Below are 20626 nucleotides of genomic sequence, written 5' to 3' on the forward strand. Positions count from 1 at the left end.
GGGTAATAAAGCTGCAAGGTAGCCCGGGCGAAGATTTCCGGCCTTAGGTTCTGTTTTATTGTGCGGATAAGGCCCGTGCGGCAAAGAAACCATTAGCGCTGACAGCGTTTTTGGTTACTTTTGTCGCGACAAAAGTAACAGCCCCCGCGGCAATTGAGCGGGGCGGAATCATTGTCAAGACAATTGTAATCTGCACACTATACCAAATACTCAAACAGCGTCTGATCCCTGTTGATCTCGATAACATCGAATTGGTATTCCTCCATACGCTGCAGCAGGGCAGTATAATCCTCGGCTGCTTTAAGCTCGATACCTACCAGCGCCGGACCGCGTTCCTTTTCGGTTTTCTTGATGAATTCAAATCGGGTGATATCATCATCCGGACCAAGCACGTTGTTAACAAACAGCTTTAAAGCGCCCGGCCGCTGCGGAAAACGGACGATAAAATAATGCTTTAGTCCCTCATATAATAAGGATTTCTCCTTGATCTCAGCCATGCGGTCGATATCGTTATTGCCCCCGCTGATGATGCAAACTACCTTTTTGCCTTTGATCCGGTCGCGGTACAGGTCGAGTACGGCTACAGATAGCGCACCGGCAGGTTCTACCACGATGGCGTCTTCGTTATATAGTTTCAGAATGGTGGTGCAAACTTTGCCTTCGGGTACCAGCAGCATATCGTCCAAAACTTCGCGGCAGATGGGATAGGTAAGCTCGCCGGCACGTTTTACCGCCGCGCCATCCACAAAGCGGTCGATCTGCGGCAGGGTTATGGGTCCGCCGTTTTCAAAGGCGCGAAGCATGGATGGCGCACCTTCCGGCTCGACACCTGCCAGCAGGATACCCGGGCGGTGCTGCTTTAAATAGCTGCCTACGCCGGCCGATAGTCCGCCGCCGCCGACAGGCATAATAACCGCTTCTACATCGGGCAGGTCGTTCAGTATTTCCAGCCCGACAGTTCCCTGTCCGGCAATAACTTCTAAATTATCAAAGGGCGGCACGAAGGTCATGCCGTTGGCTTCGGTATAGGCCAGGGCCTCTTTCAGGCAATCGTCGAACGTATCTCCAACCAGGATGATCTCGATATTGCCATCGCCAAACATTTCGGTTTGCTTGATCTTTTGCCGGGGCGTAATGCGCGGCATAAAAATAACGCCTTTGATATTGATGTTTTTGCAGGAATAGGCAAAACCCTGCGCGTGATTGCCCGCACTGGCGCAAACCACGCCGCGGCTATGCTGTTCGGCGCTAAGCTGACTGATCATGTTATAAGCACCGCGCAGTTTGTAGGATCGAACGATCTGCATATCCTCGCGCTTCAGGTATACCTGGCAGTCGTACCGTTCGGACAGCCGGGCATTATATTCAAGCGGAGTATGCTTTACAATGCCTTTTAAACGCTGATAGGCCGCTACAACGCCGGTAGCGATAAGGGTTAGTTTTTCCGTGCTCACTGTGTCCATGTGTTTGGTGGTCCGCCTCACCCTAAACCCCTCTCCAAAGGAGAGGGATTTTTAATTCCGGGTTGTGTTTTGTGTCTATGATGGGTGGAAGGCTGCTTTCCTTCTAATCCTCGCTATAGAGAAGGGCTCGAATAATGAATATTAGCTTTTTATATCCCCCTCTCCTTTGGAGAGGGCCGGGGCAAGGCTACTACTTAACCAGCTTCTGCGCCACTAACCCGTGCAGGTCTTCGTCCTGGATGTCCAGTTTGTTATCAGCCAGGGTTAAGAAACGATGGTAGGCTTCGGCTAATTCTTCCTTGTCCAATTTGTAGCCCAGGCGTTCCAGGTGGTGATTAAGCGCCGCCCTGCCGCTGCGGGCGGTAAGCACAATACTGGCATTTGGGAAACCTACATCTGCCGGTTTGATGATCTCGTAATTCTCACGCATTTTCAGGAAACCATCCTGGTGGATGCCCGAGCTATGGGCGAAGGCATTGCTGCCCACAATAGCCTTGTTTGGCTGCACAGGCATACGCATTTGCGTGCTTACCATGCGGCTGATATCATAAATGCGTTGCGTTTGTATGTTCGTGTGCAGCCCCAGGCTGTGGTGCGTTTTAAGGATCATAACCACCTCCTCGATGGAAGTGTTGCCGGCGCGTTCGCCGATGCCGTTAATGGTGCCTTCTATCTGGCGGGCGCCATTGGCTAAACCCTGGATGGAATTAGCAGTGGCCAGTCCGAGATCGTTATGACAGTGGACGGAGATAATAGCCTTGTCGATGTTTTTTACGTTCTCTTTAAGGAAGCGAATTTTGTCACCGTATTGGTTGGGCAGGCAGTAACCGTTGGTGTCGGGAATATTGACGACGGTGGCGCCTGCCGCAATGACCGCTTCCACCATCTTTGCCAAATATTCAATATCAGCCCTGCCGGCATCTTCGGCATAAAACTCGATATCTTCCACAGCACGCTTGGCATATTTAACGGCCTCGACGGCACGCTCCAGTATTTCCTCGCGGGTACTGTTGAATTTGTATTTAATGTGCATATCCGACGAGCCAATACCGGTATGTATGCGTGGTCTTTTGGCGTATTTCAACGCCTCGATGGCCGAGTCGATATCGCCTTTATTGGCACGCGTAAGCGCGCAAACGGTAGGTTCCGTTACGGCTTTGGATATTTCCACCACGCTCTGGAAATCGCCGGGACTGGATATAGGGAACCCGGCCTCAATAATGTCGACGCCCAGCGCTTCAAGCTCGCGGGCTATCTCTATCTTTTCAGGGGTTGTCAGCTGGCAGCCCGGTACCTGCTCGCCATCGCGAAGCGTGGTATCAAAAACATAAACGCGGTTGGGATCGTGTAGCATAATTTTATTTTTTTGATTGCACCGATGTTTTTTTGATTACACCGATTATTGATTGTAATTACTCATTTGGCATTGGTCATTAGGGGATCAGGTCATTTTTGATTTGGTTCAACCTTACAACATTCCAACAAAAACCTTTTACCTTTCACCTTTATCCTTTCACCTCATTCCTTCACGGCGATAAATCGCAGTCTTTTATAATCCGCATACCACTCACCATCTATTTCGTTGGTGGGTTGCAGCAGGTCGGTAATTTCATTTAATATTTCCGGGAGCTCAGCAGCCGGCACATCTTTGAAAATAGACGAGCCGAACATATTGAACCATTTAGCCATGCCGTCGCGACCATCCTGTAACAGTGTCTGGCGGTCGAAATGCGTGGCGAAAGTCACCCTGAAACCACCGGCTTCCAGCCTGGTAGCATATTCCGCTGTGGATGGATAATACCAGGGGTGGATGAAGTCGCCTTTAACATAGCCATGCTTTCTGAGCACGGTTTCCGTGGCAGCTAACATTAGCCGGTTATTGCCCTTCCCGCCAAATTCGCCCACGAAACGGCCACGGGGTTTAAGTGCGTTGAACACGCTATTGATCACGCCATCGGCATCGTGTATCCAGTGTAAAGTAGCATTGGTAAACACCGCATCAAAAGGTTCGTCAAAACTAAAATCAGCGCCATTGGCAACACTAAAATCTAAGTCAGGGTAGTTTTCCTTTGCTTGCGCGATCATCTCCGGCGAGGCATCGATACCGATAACCTCCGCGCCATGTTCCTGTATTTTTTTGGCCAGATGACCAGTGCCGCAACCCAGGTCAAGGACACGCTCGCCGGGCTTCACCTCCAGCAACTCCAGCACACCCTCTCCGTATTGGAATACGAAAGAATGTTTGTCGTCGTACAGATTAGCGTTCCATTTCATTCTTTGATCATTAGTCATTGGGGCATTAAGTCATTAGGCCATTTCGTCAAACCTTACAACTTTTCAACCTTACAACATTTCAATTAAATAAACTCCAGCACTTTTTCGCCCATGGCTTTGGTGCCTAATATTTTTGCTTTATCTGTTGTGCTATCCGCAATGTCGCCGGTGCGGTAGCCTGCTTTTAATGTTTTGTCTATCGCGTCGGTGATGCGCTTGGCTTCTTCTTTCAGGCCGAATGCAATCTCATACATCAGCGCCACGGATAGGATAGAGGCCAGCGGGTTAGCTTTATCCTGACCGGCAATATCATGTGCCGAACCGTGGATAGGCTCAAAGAACCCGGTACCATCGCCTATAGAGGCCGATGCCAGCATACCCATAGAACCTGCTATCTGTGAAGCTTCGTCAGTCAGGATATCACCGAACAGGTTGGCAGTTACAACTACGTCGAATTTCTTCGGGTTCTTCACCAGTTGCATGGCCGCGTTATCGATAAACATGTGTTCCGTTTCAACTTCCGGGTATTGTTTGGCAACATCCTGTATCACTTCGCGCCACAGGCGGGAGGTCTCCAGCACGTTGGCTTTATCTACCGAGCACAGTTTTTTACCGCGTACCATAGCTGCCTCATAAGCTTTTTTAGCGATGCGTTCTACCTCGTATTTGTGGTAGATCATCAGGTCGGACGAGAATCCGTCACCCCTGGTCTTTTCGCCGAAATAAACGTCGCCGGTCAGTTCGCGGAAGAACAGGATGTCCGTGCCTTTCAGTATCTCCGGTTTCAGGCTCGATGCATTCAGCAGCTCATCAAACAGCATGATGGGGCGCAGGTTGGCGTACAGGCCCAGTTCCTTACGGATCTTCAATAACCCCTGTTCAGGGCGAACTTTGGCGGACGGATCGTTGTCATATTTGATATGACCAACCGCGCCGAAAAGGATCGCGTCGCTGGCCTTGGCTTTGGCCAAAGTGTCGTCAGGCAGCGAAGTGCCGGTAGCTTCAATTGCTACGTGACCCATCAGGCCCTCGTCAAACGAGAAGGTGTGCCCGTATATCGCGCCTACTTTTTCCAGCACAGCCTTACCCCAGGTTGTTACCTCAGGGCCGATCCCATCGCCGGGTATTACTAATATATTTTTGTTAATTGCCATTTTATTTTATAAATGTCATGCCGAACTTGTTTCGGCATCCCACTTGCAAATAACCGCCTGCTAAGCATGCGGCATGTACTGTGAGATCCTGAAACAAGTTCAGGATGACTTATCGTGTACTTTCAAATTCCTCTATCAGTTCCTTTTTGCTCAGGATGTAGTCGATATCATCGTAGCCGTTGGTGAGGCATGCCTTTTTGTAAGGGTTGATCTCGAAACTTTCCTGTTCGCCGGTCGATGATATTCTGATGTACTGATTTTCCAGGTCAACTTCTATTTCGGCATGTGCATCAGCATAAACTGCGTCGAATATTTTAGCCAGGAAGGCATCACTTACCTGTACAGGCAGCAGGCCGTTGTTCAAGGCATTACCTTTGAAAATGTCGGCAAAAAAACTGCTTACAACCACGTCGAAACCGTAATCGACAATGGCCCAGGCGGCGTGTTCGCGACTGCTTCCGCAGCCGAAATTTTTACCGGCTACCAGTACCTTACCCGAATAGGTGGGATGATTAAGCACGAAATCCTTTGGATTGTCCTCGCCGTCAAAGCGCCAGTCGCGAAACAGGTTATTGCCGAACCCTTCGCGGGTGGTGGCCTTTAAAAAACGTGCCGGGATGATCTGGTCCGTATCGATATTCTCTATCGGCAGCGGCACCACGGTGCTTTGTACATGTTTAAATATTTTAGTTGCCATCTTTATTTTGATTACACCGATGTAGTTTTGACCACACCGATTTTATTGTCATTGGTTATTTGGCATCAGGCATTTTTACCTTTCGCCTTTTATCTTTATCCTCTCAGCTCCTCATAGTGTTCAACAGTTGGGAACGGATCATAAAAGTGATGTAATAATCCTTTCCATTCCTGTTATGCTGCCGAACCCCTGAAGCCTTCAGTATGATCCTCTAATTTTTGCCATTCGACCAGCAGAATAAAACGGCTGGAATTTTCCAGGCATCTTTTTAGCTGATGCGAAATGTAGCCCGTCATCTTCGAAATGATATGCTGCGCTTTTGAAAAAGCCGACAGAAAATCGTTCTCCGATCCGGGTATTACATTGAGTATGGCTACTTCGAGTATCATTTTATTTGTCATTGTCTGAATCAGAATTTTCAGAATTTTAAAATTTTCAGAATATTTAGTTGTTGTTTAAGTTGTCAATCTTGATGTTGTATTTTGGATTGAAAATTAATTTGTACTGAAGACTTTGACTCCCAAAGTTTATTAGTAACCCTAATGGGAAATCATAAGCCACTGTATAATTTTTAGCTTGTGCTAAATGGACATCTTCAAGATTTATAATTGCTTTTAATTCTACAGATATTCTCTCCTCAACAACAAAATCAGCGCGCCTGGTTCCAACGTCGATGCCATCATAAAATATCGTGTGCTCTTGTTCTCTAGTAAAGCCTATACCGGCTTTTACAAGTTCGATAGCTAAACACCTTTGGTAAATTACTTCCTGAAAACCATTGCCTAAAGTGTTATGCACTTTCATTGCACAACCAATTACTTTATAAGTAAGTTCGTCTTTTTCCAATGTCTATTCTGTTAATTCCCTAATTCTGCAAATTCTGATTCAGACAATTAGCTTACCAATTCTTCTTCCTTCAATAATTCTCTTATATCCGTTATCTTCCCAGTCACCGCAGCAGCAGCTGCCGTTAAAGGGCTTGCCAAAAAGGTTCTTGAATTCGGCCCCTGGCGTCCTTCAAAGTTCCTGTTGGATGTGGATACGCAGTATTTACCTGCGGGTATCTTGTCCTCGTTCATCGCCAGGCAGGCGCTGCATCCCGGTTCGCGTAATGGAATGCCGGCGGCTTCAAATACTTTATCCAAACCTTCGGCAATAGCTTGCTGTTCCACCTGTTTTGAACCGGGAACAACCCAAACCGTAACGTTGTCAGCCTTCTTCCTGCCTTTTAGGAAACCGGCCACCTGGCGCAGATCCTCGATGCGGGCGTTGGTACAGCTGCCGATAAATACATAATCTATCTCTTTACCCAGCATGCTTTGGTCGTCATGCAGACCCATGTATTTCAATGAGTTGGCGTACGAAAGCTGCTCAGTAGCGTCAATGTCTTTTGTAGAAGGCACGTGCTGCGTTACCCCAATACCCATACCCGGATTGGTTCCGTAGGTGATCATCGGCTCAATGTCTTCCGCTTTAAAGCTTAATACTTTATCGAACTGTGCATCTTCATCAGAATACAAAGTTTTCCAGTAAGCCAGTGCCTTATCCCACTCTTCACCTTTAGGGGCAAATTCGCGGCCTTTTACATAATTGAATGTGGTTTCATCAGGAGCGATCAAACCGCAACGGGCACCCATTTCAATGCTCATGTTACAGATGGTCATGCGTCCTTCCATGCTTAACGAGCGAATGGTATCGCCGGCGTATTCTACCGCGTAACCTGTTCCGCCTGCAGCCGTTATCTGGCTGATGATGTACAGGATAATATCCTTTGCGCCAACACCAAACTGCAGCTTGCCGTTCACTTCTATCTTCATCCTTTTCGGACGGCTTTGAAGTAAACATTGCGTAGCCAGAACCTGCTCTACCTGCGAGGTGCCGATACCGAATGCGATAGCACCAAAAGCGCCATGTGTCGAGGTATGGCTGTCGCCGCAAACGTAAGTACCGCCCGGGCGGGTAATACCCAATTCCGGACCTATGATGTGCACAATACCCTGGTAAGGGTGACCCAAACCATAGAATTCGATACCGAATTCCTTACAGTTTTTGCCCAGCATATCCACCTGGTAACGCGAAAGCTCTTCCTTGATCGGCAAATGCTGATCCCAGGTAGGCACGTTATGGTCGGCAGTGGCTACGGTTTGTTTCGGGCGCAAAACTTTACGGCCCGCCTTACGCAAACCATCAAATGCCTGCGGACTTGTCACTTCGTGAATAAACTGTGTATCGATGTACAGTACATCCGGGAAACCTTCATTGCTGGTTACCACGTGCGCATCCCAGATTTTATCAAATAACGTCTTGCTCATATTTTTTTAATTGATTACACCGATGTTTTAAGTGATTACACCGATTATATTCATTATGTCATTGCGAGCGATAGCGCGGCAACCTCTTCGTTAGTGTTGGCGAAGAGGTTGCTTCGTCGTACCTCCTCGCAATGACAATTGTTTTTTAGCTTTCGCCTTTATCCTTTCAGCTTTCGCCTCAATTATGCTTCCACTACCTGGTTTTCAGGCCTTAAACTGCGTACAGTTTTGCCTGCCTGCCACATTTCGCTTTCACGCAGTTCTTTCAGTTCGGCATCCAGTTTCACGCGGTAATCCGGCTGGCTGTTCGAGTCGATAGAACGCTGTGATTCTTTGCCGGTTGCCACGCTGTTGTATAATTCTTCAAATACCGGTTTGGTCGCATCGCGGAACTTCTTCCACCAGTCCAAAGCTCCGCGCTGTGCGGTGGTTGAGCAATTGGCGTACATCCAGTCCATGCCATTTTCAGCTACCAATGGCATCAGCGATTGGGTTAGTTCTTCAACTGTTTCGTTGAATGCTTCTGAAGGCGAGTGGCCCTTGCTGCGCAACACATCGTACTGAGCGGCAAATACACCCTGGATACAGCCCATCAGCGTACCACGTTCGCCGGTTAAGTCGCTGAATACTTCCTTGCGGAAATCAGTTTCGAACAAATAACCGCTGCCTACAGCAATACCTAAAGCGATAACCCTGTCCTTAGCTTTGCCGGTTGCATCCTGGAAGATGGCGTAGCTTGAATTTAAGCCACGGCCCTGCAGGAACATGCGGCGCAGCGATGTGCCCGAGCCTTTTGGAGCTACCAGGAACACATCCACATCAGCAGGAGGGATAATGCCGGTTTGCTCTTTAAAGGTGATACCGAAACCATGAGAGAAGTACAGTGCCTTGCCGGCGGTCAAATGTTTTTTAACAGTTGGCCACAATTCTATTTGTGCGGCATCGCTCAGCAGGTAGCAAATAATGGTACCGCGTTCCAACGCTTCTTCAATCTCAAAAAGGGTTTCGCCCGGTACGAAGCCGTCGGCTACCGCTTTATCCCAGGTTTTTGAATTTTTACGCTGACCAACAATTACGTTGATACCGTTGTCTTTTTGATTGAGCGCCTGACCGGGACCCTGAACGCCATAGCCGATAACAGCTACAGTTTCGTTCTTTAATACTTCCTGTGCCTTTGCTAAAGGAAACTCTTCGCGGGTTACTACGTTCTCTTCAGTGCCGCCGAAATTTAGTTTTGCCATTGTTTTGCTTTTATTGATTACACCGGTGTTTGTTTGATTACACCGGTTTTATTGGTTCATTTGTTTACTTGTTCATTTTTGGTCATTAGTCATTGGTCATTAAGTCATTTTAACATTACAACTTTACAACCTTTCAACATTACAACTCTATTTCTTCACCACCAGCACAATGCCCGACGCCCAGCCCATTTTGGTTACTGCCAGGTCTTCCCGGTTATCCAAAATTGCTAATAAATTTGCCACTTTATCTGCATGACCATCGGGCCAGTTGGATTGGGGCAGCATATCGTCGATAATATAAAATCCGCCCGGGGCCAGCATGCCTAAAGTTTCTTCCAGCATCAGGTATTTGCCCGGCCAGGTATCCGCAAAAATAAAGCTGAACTTCATTTTTGCATTGTTCTTTATCCATTCGTTACCATCGGTACAGATCAGTTTCAGACGCCTGTCGACACCTAAATTTTCCTTGGCCACATTCAATAACGTTTCATCGTTATCCAATGATATCAGGGTTGACTCTTCATCCATCCCATCCAGTATCCAGGCTGTTGCCAACCCTGTGCCTGTACCCAGTTCCAAAAACTCACCCGACGGCTTTGATGCAGCCAGCGTCTTCAGCAGCGAACACGTCGATATTTCCGACATCTGCAAAAAGCCCAATGCCTCGGTAGCTTTTTTAATGCTATCGTAGGCTTTGGGGTGGGTTTGGATTACTGTTGATTCCACTGATTTTATTTATGATTACATCGATTCACTACTCACTATTCACCGTTCACTTCCTCACATCGTGAACACTTTATCCCCGTCGTTTAAAAATTCGTTCTCTATTACATCTTCACCCGGTTCCAAACGCTCAAACTCGCGGAGTTTGGAGTTGAAGCCTTCGCTGTCTTTTATAATGGCTACCCTGGCGCTGCGTACAAATTCTATCAGGCCGTAGGGCTGTAAGATATTGATAAGGTTGTCCGTTTCTTCGCGGTGACCAGTTGCTTCAAATACTGTATAATCCTTGCGGATAACAACAGCACGGGCGCCGTTTTCGCGCAGTAAACGCTCAACGCTCACCTTCTCAGCGATAACGTCGGTCGATAATTTATACAGGGCCAGTTCCTGCCAGATGACGTCCTCGTTGGTATGGTAATAAACCTTTAACACTTCCACCTGCTTCTCTATCTGGCGGCAAAGTTTGCGCACTACATCCTCTGTTTCAGTGATGACAATATTGAAGCGGTGAATACTATCCACTTCCGACGGCGATGTATTCAGGCTGTCGATATTGATCTTACGGCGTGTAAATATGATGGCTATGCGGTTAAGCAAGCCTATCTGGTTCTCGGTATATACCGTGATGTTAAATTCCTGTTTACCCTCTTGTTGTTCCATTTTTTATCCTTTATAAAGCCCCTCTCTTTTGGAGAGGGGTTTGGGGTGAGGCTTTATTTTAATCTTATCTCTGCAACGCTGCAACCCTGCGGTACCATCGGGAACACGTTGTTCTCCTTGGTTACCATTACTTCCAAAAGGTATGCGCCCTTGTGGTTCAGCATTTCATGTAAAGTGCCCGGCAAGTCCTTACGGTCCGAAATTGATTTACCACTGATGCCGTAAGCAGCGGCCAGCGCTACGAAGTTCGGGCTCTGCATATCCACAAAGGAATAGCGGCGTTCGTTAAACAGCTCCTGCCATTGGCGAACCATGCCCAGGAAACGATTGTTCAAGATGATGATCTTCACATCAACGTTATCCTGCATAATGGTACCCAGTTCCTGCAGGGTCATCTGGAAGCCGCCATCGCCGATAATGGCTACAATGGTTTTATCCGGCGCACCGAATTTGGCGCCCACAGCAGCCGGCAAGGCAAAGCCCATGGTACCCAAACCTCCGCTGGTTACGTTGCTGCGGGTGTTGTTAAATTTGGCATAACGACAGGCCACCATCTGATGCTGGCCTACGTCGGTTACGATAACTGCCTCGCCTTTGGTGATCTCGTTCAGTTGTTTGATCACCTCGCCCATGGTCATTTCGTCCGTGGTGGGGTTTAGTTCCTTTTGAATAACCTGATCCACTTCCTGTTTGGTATGGTCATGAAATTGCTGCAGCCATTCAGGGTATGTTTTCTGTTGAATAGCAGCCGTAAGCAAGGGCAACGTCTCTTTGCAATCGCCCCAAACCGGAACGGTGCTTTTTACATTCTTATCGATCTCGGCCGGGTCGATATCCAAATGGACTACCTTAGCCTGCTTGGCATATTTATCCAATCGGCCCGTAACCCGGTCGTCAAAACGCATACCGATGGCGATAAGTACATCGCATGAATTGGTCAGTACGTTAGGGCCGTAATTGCCGTGCATACCCAGCATACCTACGTTCAGCGGGTGATCGGTAGGGATAGCGCCTGCGCCTAAAACAGTCCATGCTGCGGGAATGCCTGATTTCTCGACGAAAGCCTGGAATTCTTTTTCGGCTCCGCCCAATATTACGCCCTGACCAAACAGGATGAACGGTTTTTTTGCCGAATTGACGAGCTCGGCCGCCTGTTGTATATATTGCTGGCGAACAATAGGCTTTGGCCTGTAACTGCGGATATGGTTACAAGGCGTATAACCTTTAAACTGAAATTTCTGTATCTGCGCGTTTTTGGTAATATCGATCAAAACCGGTCCGGGGCGACCGCTGCGGGCAATGTAGAATGCCTTCGCAATCACTTCGGGCAACTCGTTAGCGTCAGTTACCTGGTAGTTCCATTTGGTAACAGGGGTAGTGATGTTGATCACGTCTGTTTCCTGGAAAGCGTCGGTACCCAAAAGGTGCGCAAACACCTGGCCGGTGATACAAACCAAAGGTGTGCTGTCTATCTGTGCATCAGCCAAACCGGTTACCAGGTTGGTAGCGCCCGGACCACTGGTAGCAAATACCACGCCCACCTTACCCGATGTGCGTGCATAGCCTTGTCCCGCGTGGATGCCACCCTGCTCATGACGGACCAGGATATGCTGTAATTTATCACTATAATCATACAAGGCATCATAGATGGGCATAATAGCGCCCCCCGGATACCCGAATATTGTATCAACGCCTTCGGTTATCAGCGCCTCCAATAAGGCTACCGAACCTGAAACTTCAACCGCTGGCTTTGATTCTGACGGTTGTGATTTTATCTCACCGATTGTCTGTTGTGCAACTTCCATATCTCTATTTAATTTCGGATGTTCGATTTCGGATTTATTTGTCCTGGATCTAACCTTCCAACTTTACAACATTTAAACTTTTCAACGCCCCTGCGGGGCTAACACTCATCCGTTACACAACCTTCTGCAGCTGTACTAACGGTTTTTGCGTACTTGTACAATAATCCCTTTTTCGCCTTCAGTTCCGGCTGTTTCCATTCGCTTTTGCGTTGGGCCAGCTCCGCATCCGATATTTTCAGGTTGATGGTATTGTTGATGGCGTCTATTTCGATCATATCATCGTCTTTTACGATACCGATATTACCCCCGTCATACGCTTCGGGAGTAATGTGACCGACGACGAAGCCGTGCGTGCCCCCCGAAAACCGGCCATCCGTGATCAAAGCCACCGAAGCGCCAAGCCCGGCGCCGAAAATGGCGGAGGTTGGTTTTAGCATTTCGGGCATGCCCGGTGCGCCTTTTGGGCCGATGTTGCGGATAACCACCACATCGCCGGCACGGACATGTCCGCTTTCGATACCGTGGATCAGTTCGAACTCTCCGTCGAACACACGGGCAGGGCCTTCAAAGCGTTCGCCCTCTTTGCCTGATATTTTTGCTACCGAGCCGCCTGTTGCCAGGTTGCCGTATAATATCTGTAAGTGGCCTGTAGCTTTAATAGGCTTTTCAGCCGGCATAATTACTTTTTGAGTGCCAAAATCCAGGTCGGGGACACTTTCTAGGTTTTCGGCTAAGGTTTTCCCGGTAACGGTTAGGCAGCTGCCATCAAGCCAGCCTAATTTCAACAGGTATTTCATTACCGCAGGCACGCCGCCTACGTTATGCAGATCCTCCATAACGTATTTGCCGCTTGGCTTCATATCGGCCAGTACGGGTATGCGGTTACTTACCGACTGGAAATCGTCCTGCGTCAGTTTGATGCCCATGCTTTTTGCCATGGCTATCAAATGCAGTACCGCGTTGGTCGATCCGCCCAAAACCATGATAGTGACAATAGCATTTTCAAAAGCTGCTCGGGTCATGATGTCGGAGGGCTTAATGTCGCGCTCTAACAATATTTTGATGGCTTTGCCGGCGTCGCGGCATTCCTGTTTCTTCTCTTCGCTTAGTGCGGGGTTGCTGCTGCTGTAGGGCAGGCTCATGCCCAAAGCCTCGATAGCGGAGGCCATGGTATTGGCCGTATAGATACCGCCGCAGGCACCGGCGCTTGGGCAGGCATTTTTTACCACACCCATAAAATCTTCGGGCGTGATGTTGCCGGCTATCTTCTGGCCCAGGGCCTCGAACGCCGAAACGATGTTTAGGCCCTCGCCTTTATAATGACCGGGTTTGATGGTGCCACCGTATATCATGATAGAGGGGCGGTTCAATCGTGCCATGGCCATTACCGAGCCAGGCATGTTTTTATCACAGCCGGGCAGGGTTATCAGCCCGTCGTAATATTGCGCACCGCAAACTGCCTCTATCGAATCAGCTATTACATCGCGGCTCACCAGCGAGTAACGCATACCCTCGGTGCCCATGCTCATACCGTCGCTCACGCCGATGGTGTTGAATATCAGGCCCACCAGGCTTTCTTCCCAAATACCTTCCTTAACCAGCTTTGCCAGGTCGTTCAGGTGCATGTTGCAGGTATTGCCGTCGTAACCCATACTGGCCACGCCTACCTGTGCCTTTTTCATGTCGTCGTCTGTCAGCCCGATGCCGTAAAGCATGGCCTGTGCGGCCGGTTGTGTTGGGTCGCTGGTGAGGTGCTTGCTGTATTTGTTCAGTTCGGTAGCGGTGGTAGTATCCATTTTTATAAGTTGTATTAGTTGCAGAAGTTGTAAGGGTTATATTGGTTGGTTTTTGCAGCGTTTCAAACTGCCTTAACTGCTATCACAAATACAACCCGTTCAACTATTCCTAAGTTACCTACGCCCGTTCCAAGGCGCAATAGTTCAAAAAAATATTTTCTATTCGATATTTTATTTTGTTATTCTGATTTTATATTTTATTTATTCTGAATTTATATCAAATATCAGAATAAAATTATTATCATACTATACCAAAGTTAAAAACGGTTTTCGGTATGTATTTTATGCATGCATAGCAATGTCTCGATTTTCTGCCCGAAATGGGCATGCGACGGTAAAAATCCTGCAAAAAAAACGTCCGGGTGATGTGCTCGCCCGGACGTTTCTAAAAACAGGTTTTATATCCTTTACCGGTGCGGGCTCTTTTCGGGCAGCACAATAATCCGGGTGTTCAAAATTACAACGACAGCGCAAAGCGGGTTAATGTTATTAACCTCGTTTTTGTACCCTGTTTTATTGTAAGCCGACATCTGCTTTATCAATATTTTTTTCCTTTGGATGCAAGGTACGGGGTTAGAGGGGGAGTTGCAAGGATTATTTTGAGACCGGTGCCATCGGACTAAAGTGCGTTTTACCAGAAAATTGTCTTTAACGAAGCAACCGCTTCTTGCCATAAATCCTGGTAATGCTTGAATTCTGGTTCAGGCAAAAAATTCCAAAGATCGTGTTCAGTGAGGCAGTTTGCCCCTTACGGCGCCGTACACCCAGGTGCCGAAGATAGCGCTGAGGAGGGTGATACTAATGACCAGGAAGCCGCTGCCGATCTCGGCGTAAAGCGGACCCGGACAGGCGCCGGTGATTCCCCAGCCAAGGCCGAAAATGAGTCCGCCGATGACGTTGCCCCAGCTGAATTGTTTTTTGGGGATAGCAACATCCTGACCGCTAATGGTTTTTATTTTGAAGCGCTTAATGAGTATTACCGATACCATGCCTACCGCTATAGCGCTGCCTATGACACCATACATGTGAAAGCCCTGCAGGCGGAACATCTCCTGTATGCGGAACCACGATATAACCTCGGATTTTACCAGGATAATGCCAAATACGATGCCTATAAGCAAAAATTTTATGTTCTTCACGTCGTTACAGTTTAAGTAAGTAAGGCAGCAGCAGCCAGGTAGTAATGAAACCGCCTATCATAAAGCAGCAGGTAGCAATTACCGACGGCCATTGCAGGGTAGAGATGCCAAAAATAGAATGCCCCGACGTGCAGCCGTCCGCGTAACGGGTGCCAAAGCCGACCATAAAGCCGCCAACCACAATAAATACAAAGCCGCGCAGCGTTAGCAGTGCACCAAAGTTGAAGATATCGCCGGGCAGCAACCCGCTGAAATCCTTTATACCCTGCTGCTGTAGTATTGCGGTGGTTTTGGGGTTGATGTTCACCGGGGCGGGCTGCGAAAGCAGGTGCGCCGCTATAAAACCCCCGATGACAACCCCTGCCACAAAAACCAGGTTCCAGCTTTCGCTTTTCCAGTCGTATTTGAAAAAGGGGAGGCGTGCGGGTACACAGGCCGCGCAAATATGCCGCAGCGACGACGATATGCCGAACGGTTTATTGCCCAGCAGCAACATGGCGGGTACCATCAGGCCGATGAGCGGCCCGGCAATGTACCAGGGCCAGGGGTGTTTTATCAATTCCATCAATTGCGGTTGTTCGTTAAAGTGCCGTTGCTTTTACGGCGACGCTTGTGCGAAGTTACAGAAAAGCGGGTTGGCTCAGTTCAGTCCCCGCTTCCCAATAACCGGTTAACCAATCACCAATTAACCAATCACCAATTCCCCCAACGTTGATATGTTGAAAACCTGTGCAAAGGCGGGTTGGGGCTATTCGCTATTTTCGGGCGCTATGATCAAATCCTATGTCACAATTTTTGCGGCGGCGCTTTGCCTTTTATATTCGTGTAACCAGCCGCAGCCCGATGCGGCGCTGAAACGCCGCGCAGATAGTATCGAACTCCACAACAAAGCCCGCAAAATGGCGCTGGAGATGATGAAGCGCGCCGAGGACAGCACGGCCTATGCCGCCGGGCACCAGGTGGCGCGCACCGTCAAATCGTACGGGCCATGCCCCGCTTCAATAAAAACCTGTGCCGTGGTAAACGACCTGCGCGGGGGGAAAGCCATAATAATAACACTCAAAAATGTTTCGGCCAAAAAGATAGCTTCGGTTAAGCTGGCGTGGACGGTGTATAACAAAGCAGGCAAGGCCATTGGCAGCTCGGCCGGGATGGCGAAAAAGGAACTGGCGAAGGGCCGCACGGGGAGCTATTCGTGGGAGATAAACGCGCCGAGCGGTTTGCGCGGCAAGGCCTCGGTTGCCGGTATCTATTATAAGGACGGCACCAAGTGGCTGCCCGAGGGTTCGCAGGAGGATTGAGGAGAGAAGTCTGAAGTCGGAGGTCGGAAGTCTGAGGTCGACCTGATGGGCGGCAGACAGGAGTCTTGAGCCGGGGTATGACTTAAGACTAAGGACTCAGAACTCAGGACTTAAAGAGGGTTAACATGGTTTACACTTTTTTATGGGTGAAACCAATTAATGAACTGATTGTCAGTATGTTATTTCAAAACTCCCCCGAAAGGTGTTAACCATCATCTTTTGGTAAACCCTGCCGAAACACGAAGCATCCTCGCCAATACCGTCGGTGGGACGCCGCTATGGCGTAAAGGGCACATTACCAGTTATATAGATTATACACTAATACCTGCCTTAGTGTAGTTCCAGTTACCCTGGTGAACATCCGCGTTGCTTTCGAATTGATATACAGTGACTTACGGAAAGCTCACAACAGGCATTTTGGGTGCAATAAAAGCCAGCAATACCGCTTTGAAGCAACAAACGGCAAGATAAAGCAAAATGCTGTTTTTTTTGTGCGTTAATAGGCTTGGTGTATTGGAGTTTGGGTTGGGTGGAAAGTGGTGATGGGTTTGCGATGGTACACGATGGACGTAGACATGCGCGTGCAATAGCAACGGGTTTTAGTATATATGTAGTTAAAAACTACATGCATAATCGTCCGAAGTCTGGAGACTTCGGACAGCAGGCCTGCCCTTATACTCGCTCTAGGTTTGAGGGTGTTTTCACGGTATTTGATGGGTGTAAAAACCCATTTTTTATTTCTAAAAGGCCACTACATTAAATTAGGCTACATTCTTTAAAGGCTTGTTAATCAGTCCACTATCAAGCTATATGATTTTTACCCTGTTATATGTAGGTTTATGACATAACATCCCCTCTTTAATGCTATTGCGTATGAGTATAAACATGCTAAGTTTTATAGTTGGCCTTATTGGTTTAGCAAGTCCGTTTATTAACGAATGGGTTATTCAACCATATCGGTTCAAAAGAGACAAGGGGCGAAGGATAGCAGGTTCTTATTATGCGGTCTGGCATACCAATACACAAAATCCACCCCAAACCTGGGAAAGTTGTAAAATATCCCAAAGGGGGAAGAAAATAACCTACAAGTCTTTGAATAATGAACACGGGTTCGACTATGAATTGAAAGGTGAAATAATGGGAAATATCATATCGGGTCACTGGCAATCTAAGCTGCCAAACGAAAATGTTAGTGGTGGCGCTATCTTGTATTGCACGACAAGGGGACATATTGTAGGATTTTGGGTTGGCCATTGCAAAAAGAATGGTGTTACCTGGGGCTATTGGGGGATTTCTACTGACAAGAAAGCTTTAAAAAAATTTGTAAATCATATGCAGACTAAGCTAAGCTTTACAAGCATTGATATGGAACACCTTTTTGATTAACCATTATAAGTACAACTCAAATGAAAAAGATCATTTATAACATGGCAGCTACGCGGGATACAGTTATCCTGTCAATTTTGAGAATTAGTTTAGGTCTTGTAATGCTCCCGCATGGGGCACAGCAATTATTGGGCTTATTCGATGGATATGGATTCACGGGCTCGACAAATTATTATACCCAGCATATGGGCATACCCATGTTTATTGCTGTGCTTGTAGTTCTTGGTCAAAGCATCGGCTCTGTTTTATTGATTCTTGGATTATTTAGCAGGTTCGCGGCCTTTGGCATTATTATAATAATGATAGGTGCAGTATTTATGGTACACCTCTCTAACGGCTTTTTTATGAATTGGTACGGTACACAGAAAGGCGAGGGCTTTGAATACTTCATTTTGCTTTTCGGTGTTGCGGTGCCAATTCTTATTTATGGCAGTGGTAAATACTCTATTGACCGATTTATTCAGGGCAAGCTTGAAAATAATTAGACAATTGATACAAGCCCTTATACTCGCGCTAGGTCGGGTTTTTAACATATCTAAATATTAAATATCATGAAAGTCTTTCTAAGTTGGTCGAAATTACGTAGCCAAAAAGTTGCTGAACTCTTAAATAGTTGGATCCCTTGTATTTTACAATCCGTTGAACCTTGGATATCAAGCCAAAACATTGAAGATGGTGAACTTTGGTTTAACGCAATCCAAACACAAGTATCAGAAATAATCAATGGGATCATCTGTCTAACCAAAGAAAATAAAGACCAACCATGGATATTATTTGAAGCCGGAGGTTTAGCAAAAGGATTAGAAAAGAGTCGAATTTATGTATTGTTAATTGATTTGGTACCTGATGATATATTATTAAGCCCATTATCGGCGTTTAACCAAACTAAACCGAATAAAACGGGCCTCAAAAAATTGATGCATGTAATTAATAATAGAACATCCAAACCTGTCAGTACAGAAATTCTTGACCAAGTTTTTGAGAAGTTTTGGCCAGATTTCGAAGAAAAATTAAAAGAGATAATTACCGAGACCGAAATAGCGGCGTCTACGACTAAGAAGCCAGTGAAAGAAGAGGTTAGTGCGGACATTCTAGCAGAGTTGTTAAAAAGCATTCGGAACTTAGAAACGAACGTAAATTCGATAAGGAATGCTAATATGCATGTCGAGACAATCAAAACCGAGCGGGCCATTTCTTCGCCAATTTCCTCTTTAAGAATCAAGCGACATATTAATAAGTTCTTGAACGCGACAACGACGGAGAAAGAGCACCTTAATGAAAATAAAGCTCAACTTTATGATTACATTAAGGCACGAAACCCTGATTCTGTATTACTTAGATCTAGATTTGAAAGAGTCTTGGAAGATTACGTTAAGGAAAGAGACGATCTGTAGCTTGTTGACAGAAGTGTTCATTGCTCGTTGTGAGGAACTCTAAATTTGTTGGTAATTTAACCTTAGAATACTAAACCATAATCCACCATGAACCCCGCCTGCCCAGCGGGCAGGCATAAATCGCCCCAGCCACACCCCACAAAAAAGCCCGGACAATTTCTCGCCCAGGCTTTACTGTTAAACAATGTTATATTTTGCGTTACTGTCGCGGCGTAATGCCTTCGGCCAGTACTACGATGTGGTTATTGAGGTTTTCCACCACGCCGCCCTGTATCATAAATACTTCTTCCTTGCCGCCGCCGCGTACGGTTAGCTTGCCATCTTCCAGCGTGGAGATGATAGGCGCGTGGTGCGGCAATATCTCGAAACCGCCCATGGTGCCGGGCAGGCTAACGGAGGTTACTTCGCCTTCGTAAACTTTTTTATCGGGAGTGAGGATCTCTAAAGTCATGTTTGTTATTAGTCAATGGTCAATAGTCAATGGTCAATGGTTTTTATTCACTATTGACCATTCACCATTCACTTTATGCGTTAGCTTCAGCTAAAAGCTTTTTACCTTTCTCAATAGCATCTTCAATGCTGCCAACCAGGTTGAACGCTGCTTCGGGATATTCGTCCACTTCGCCGTCCATGATCATGTTGAAGCCTTTGATGGTGTCCTTAATGTCAACCAGTACGCCTTTCAAACCGGTGAACTGCTCGGCTACGTGGAACGGCTGGCTCAGGAAACGCTGTACACGGCGTGCACGCGATACCACCAGCTTATCCTCTTCCGAAAGCTCGTCCATACCCAAAATGGCGATGATATCCTGTAGCTCCTTGTAGCGCTGCAAAGTTTCCTTTACGCGCTGTGCGCAGTTGTAATGCTCGTCGCCCAGTACAGCGGCGCTCAGGATACGCGAGGTTGAATCCAATGGGTCAACCGCAGGATAGATACCTAACTCGGCTATCTTACGCGAAAGTACGGTAGTAGCATCTAAGTGGGCGAAGGTTGTAGCTGGTGCAGGGTCAGTCAAGTCATCCGCAGGTACGTAAACGGCCTGTACAGAAGTAATTGAACCACGTTTTGTTGAAGTAATACGCTCCTGCATGCCACCCATCTCGGTTGCCAGTGTTGGCTGGTAACCTACCGCCGAAGGCATACGGCCCAGTAACGCCGATACTTCGGAACCTGCCTGTGTAAAGCGGAAGATGTTATCAACGAAGAACAGAATGTCGCGGCCTTTGCCAGTGCCGTCACCATCACGGAAATATTCAGCGACGGTCAGCCCAGACAACGCC

At 47.4% G+C, this 20626-nt stretch carries 20 protein-coding genes and 1 pseudogene; 4 read left to right on the forward strand and 17 right to left on the reverse strand.

The window, feature by feature from the left end; translation table 11 throughout:
• Positions 1-197: 197 nt before the first annotated feature.
• The 15 genes from ilvA to VL525_RS09780 form a co-directional block, all read right to left on the reverse strand.
• Positions 198-1463 carry a threonine ammonia-lyase IlvA gene (gene ilvA / locus VL525_RS09710; RefSeq protein ID WP_325385877.1) on the reverse strand — a complete coding sequence of 422 codons (1266 nt, stop codon included), beginning with the start codon at positions 1461-1463 and terminating at the stop codon, positions 198-200.
• 190 nt (positions 1464-1653) lie between these two features.
• Complete coding sequence (locus VL525_RS09715) at positions 1654-2817, reverse strand: 2-isopropylmalate synthase (RefSeq protein WP_325385879.1); 1164 nt, start codon at positions 2815-2817, stop codon at positions 1654-1656.
• A gap of 164 nt (positions 2818-2981) precedes the next feature.
• A complete protein-coding gene (locus VL525_RS09720) occupies positions 2982-3737 on the reverse strand; it encodes a class I SAM-dependent methyltransferase (RefSeq protein WP_325385881.1) in 756 nt (251 codons plus the stop codon).
• An 83-nt stretch (positions 3738-3820) separates the two neighbouring features.
• Positions 3821-4885: a 3-isopropylmalate dehydrogenase gene (leuB, locus tag VL525_RS09725; protein ID WP_349255463.1), complete on the reverse strand. Its 1065-nt coding sequence runs from the start codon at positions 4883-4885 to the stop codon at positions 3821-3823.
• Between the two features lie 115 nt (positions 4886-5000).
• Complete coding sequence (gene leuD, locus VL525_RS09730) at positions 5001-5588, reverse strand: 3-isopropylmalate dehydratase small subunit (protein WP_325385885.1); 588 nt, start codon at positions 5586-5588, stop codon at positions 5001-5003.
• Positions 5589-5761: 173 nt separating this feature from the next.
• Positions 5762-5989 (reverse strand): antibiotic biosynthesis monooxygenase, encoded by a 228-nt coding sequence (locus tag VL525_RS09735; RefSeq protein WP_325385887.1) that lies wholly within the window; start codon positions 5987-5989, stop codon positions 5762-5764.
• Between the two features lie 43 nt (positions 5990-6032).
• The gene (locus VL525_RS09740; protein ID WP_325385889.1) at positions 6033-6434 is read right to left on the reverse strand and encodes a GxxExxY protein; all 402 of its coding nucleotides are present in this window, start codon (positions 6432-6434) and stop codon (positions 6033-6035) included.
• Between the two features lie 47 nt (positions 6435-6481).
• Positions 6482-7900 (reverse strand): 3-isopropylmalate dehydratase large subunit, encoded by a 1419-nt coding sequence (gene leuC, locus VL525_RS09745; protein ID WP_325385891.1) that lies wholly within the window; start codon positions 7898-7900, stop codon positions 6482-6484.
• 182 nt (positions 7901-8082) lie between these two features.
• Positions 8083-9141: a ketol-acid reductoisomerase gene (gene ilvC / locus VL525_RS09750; protein WP_325385893.1), complete on the reverse strand. Its 1059-nt coding sequence runs from the start codon at positions 9139-9141 to the stop codon at positions 8083-8085.
• 147 nt (positions 9142-9288) lie between these two features.
• On the reverse strand, positions 9289-9867 hold the full coding sequence (locus tag VL525_RS09755) for an O-methyltransferase (protein ID WP_325385895.1): 579 nt from the start codon (positions 9865-9867) through the stop codon (positions 9289-9291).
• A gap of 54 nt (positions 9868-9921) precedes the next feature.
• Positions 9922-10524 (reverse strand): acetolactate synthase small subunit, encoded by a 603-nt coding sequence (gene ilvN, locus VL525_RS09760; RefSeq protein WP_325385897.1) that lies wholly within the window; start codon positions 10522-10524, stop codon positions 9922-9924.
• Between the two features lie 53 nt (positions 10525-10577).
• Positions 10578-12329, reverse strand: a complete 1752-nt coding sequence (ilvB, locus tag VL525_RS09765; RefSeq protein ID WP_325385899.1) for a biosynthetic-type acetolactate synthase large subunit — start codon at positions 12327-12329, stop codon at positions 10578-10580.
• A 98-nt stretch (positions 12330-12427) separates the two neighbouring features.
• Complete coding sequence (gene ilvD / locus VL525_RS09770) at positions 12428-14125, reverse strand: dihydroxy-acid dehydratase (RefSeq protein ID WP_325385901.1); 1698 nt, start codon at positions 14123-14125, stop codon at positions 12428-12430.
• A gap of 728 nt (positions 14126-14853) precedes the next feature.
• Positions 14854-15264, reverse strand: coding sequence for a DUF6691 family protein (locus tag VL525_RS09775; protein WP_325385903.1), 411 nt, complete (start codon positions 15262-15264; stop codon positions 14854-14856).
• A 4-nt stretch (positions 15265-15268) separates the two neighbouring features.
• A complete protein-coding gene (locus tag VL525_RS09780; protein WP_325385905.1) occupies positions 15269-15829 on the reverse strand; it encodes a YeeE/YedE family protein in 561 nt (186 codons plus the stop codon).
• A gap of 151 nt (positions 15830-15980) precedes the next feature.
• Here VL525_RS09780 and VL525_RS09785 point away from each other — a divergent pair, with 151 nt between their 5' ends.
• From VL525_RS09785 to VL525_RS09800, 4 genes are all read left to right on the forward strand, one after another.
• The gene (locus tag VL525_RS09785; protein WP_325385907.1) at positions 15981-16565 is read left to right on the forward strand and encodes a hypothetical protein; all 585 of its coding nucleotides are present in this window, start codon (positions 15981-15983) and stop codon (positions 16563-16565) included.
• Positions 16566-17450: 885 nt separating this feature from the next.
• Positions 17451-17951, forward strand: coding sequence for a hypothetical protein (locus VL525_RS09790; RefSeq protein WP_325385909.1), 501 nt, complete (start codon positions 17451-17453; stop codon positions 17949-17951).
• Between the two features lie 20 nt (positions 17952-17971).
• On the forward strand, positions 17972-18436 hold the full coding sequence (locus VL525_RS09795; RefSeq protein ID WP_325385911.1) for a DoxX family protein: 465 nt from the start codon (positions 17972-17974) through the stop codon (positions 18434-18436).
• Positions 18437-18502: 66 nt separating this feature from the next.
• Positions 18503-19345 (forward strand): hypothetical protein, encoded by an 843-nt coding sequence (locus VL525_RS09800; RefSeq protein WP_325385913.1) that lies wholly within the window; start codon positions 18503-18505, stop codon positions 19343-19345.
• 199 nt (positions 19346-19544) lie between these two features.
• Here the strand turns inward: VL525_RS09800 and atpC are convergent, their stop codons facing one another.
• Both atpC and VL525_RS09810 read right to left on the reverse strand, forming a co-directional pair.
• A complete protein-coding gene (atpC, locus tag VL525_RS09805) occupies positions 19545-19796 on the reverse strand; it encodes an ATP synthase F1 subunit epsilon (protein ID WP_147031633.1) in 252 nt (83 codons plus the stop codon).
• A gap of 73 nt (positions 19797-19869) precedes the next feature.
• Positions 19870-20626, reverse strand: a pseudogene (locus VL525_RS09810) (F0F1 ATP synthase subunit beta); the annotation flags it as partial.

It is taken from the genome of Mucilaginibacter sp., from assembly GCF_035492695.1.
Lineage (GTDB): Bacteria > Bacteroidota > Bacteroidia > Sphingobacteriales > Sphingobacteriaceae > Mucilaginibacter.

Bases quoted from the DNA above. Each gene is read 5' to 3' on its own strand.
- ilvA (WP_325385877.1), bottom strand. From the start codon at position 1,463: ATGGACACAGTGAGCACGGAAAAACTAACCCTTATCGCTACCGGCGTT.
- VL525_RS09800 (WP_325385913.1), top strand. From the start codon at position 18,503: ATGAAAGTCTTTCTAAGTTGGTCGAAATTACGTAGCCAAAAAGTTGCT.
- VL525_RS09720 (WP_325385881.1), bottom strand. From the start codon at position 3,737: ATGAAATGGAACGCTAATCTGTACGACGACAAACATTCTTTCGTATTC.
- ilvC (WP_325385893.1), bottom strand. From the start codon at position 9,141: ATGGCAAAACTAAATTTCGGCGGCACTGAAGAGAACGTAGTAACCCGC.
- atpC (WP_147031633.1), bottom strand. From the start codon at position 19,796: ATGACTTTAGAGATCCTCACTCCCGATAAAAAAGTTTACGAAGGCGAA.
- ilvD (WP_325385901.1), bottom strand. From the start codon at position 14,125: ATGGATACTACCACCGCTACCGAACTGAACAAATACAGCAAGCACCTC.
- leuD (WP_325385885.1), bottom strand. From the start codon at position 5,588: ATGGCAACTAAAATATTTAAACATGTACAAAGCACCGTGGTGCCGCTG.
- ilvB (WP_325385899.1), bottom strand. From the start codon at position 12,329: ATGGAAGTTGCACAACAGACAATCGGTGAGATAAAATCACAACCGTCA.
- ilvN (WP_325385897.1), bottom strand. From the start codon at position 10,524: ATGGAACAACAAGAGGGTAAACAGGAATTTAACATCACGGTATATACC.
- VL525_RS09790 (WP_325385909.1), top strand. From the start codon at position 17,451: ATGCTAAGTTTTATAGTTGGCCTTATTGGTTTAGCAAGTCCGTTTATT.
- VL525_RS09735 (WP_325385887.1), bottom strand. From the start codon at position 5,989: ATGACAAATAAAATGATACTCGAAGTAGCCATACTCAATGTAATACCC.
- VL525_RS09780 (WP_325385905.1), bottom strand. From the start codon at position 15,829: ATGGAATTGATAAAACACCCCTGGCCCTGGTACATTGCCGGGCCGCTC.
- VL525_RS09785 (WP_325385907.1), top strand. From the start codon at position 15,981: ATGTTGAAAACCTGTGCAAAGGCGGGTTGGGGCTATTCGCTATTTTCG.
- VL525_RS09795 (WP_325385911.1), top strand. From the start codon at position 17,972: ATGAAAAAGATCATTTATAACATGGCAGCTACGCGGGATACAGTTATC.
- VL525_RS09715 (WP_325385879.1), bottom strand. From the start codon at position 2,817: ATGCTACACGATCCCAACCGCGTTTATGTTTTTGATACCACGCTTCGC.
- leuC (WP_325385891.1), bottom strand. From the start codon at position 7,900: ATGAGCAAGACGTTATTTGATAAAATCTGGGATGCGCACGTGGTAACC.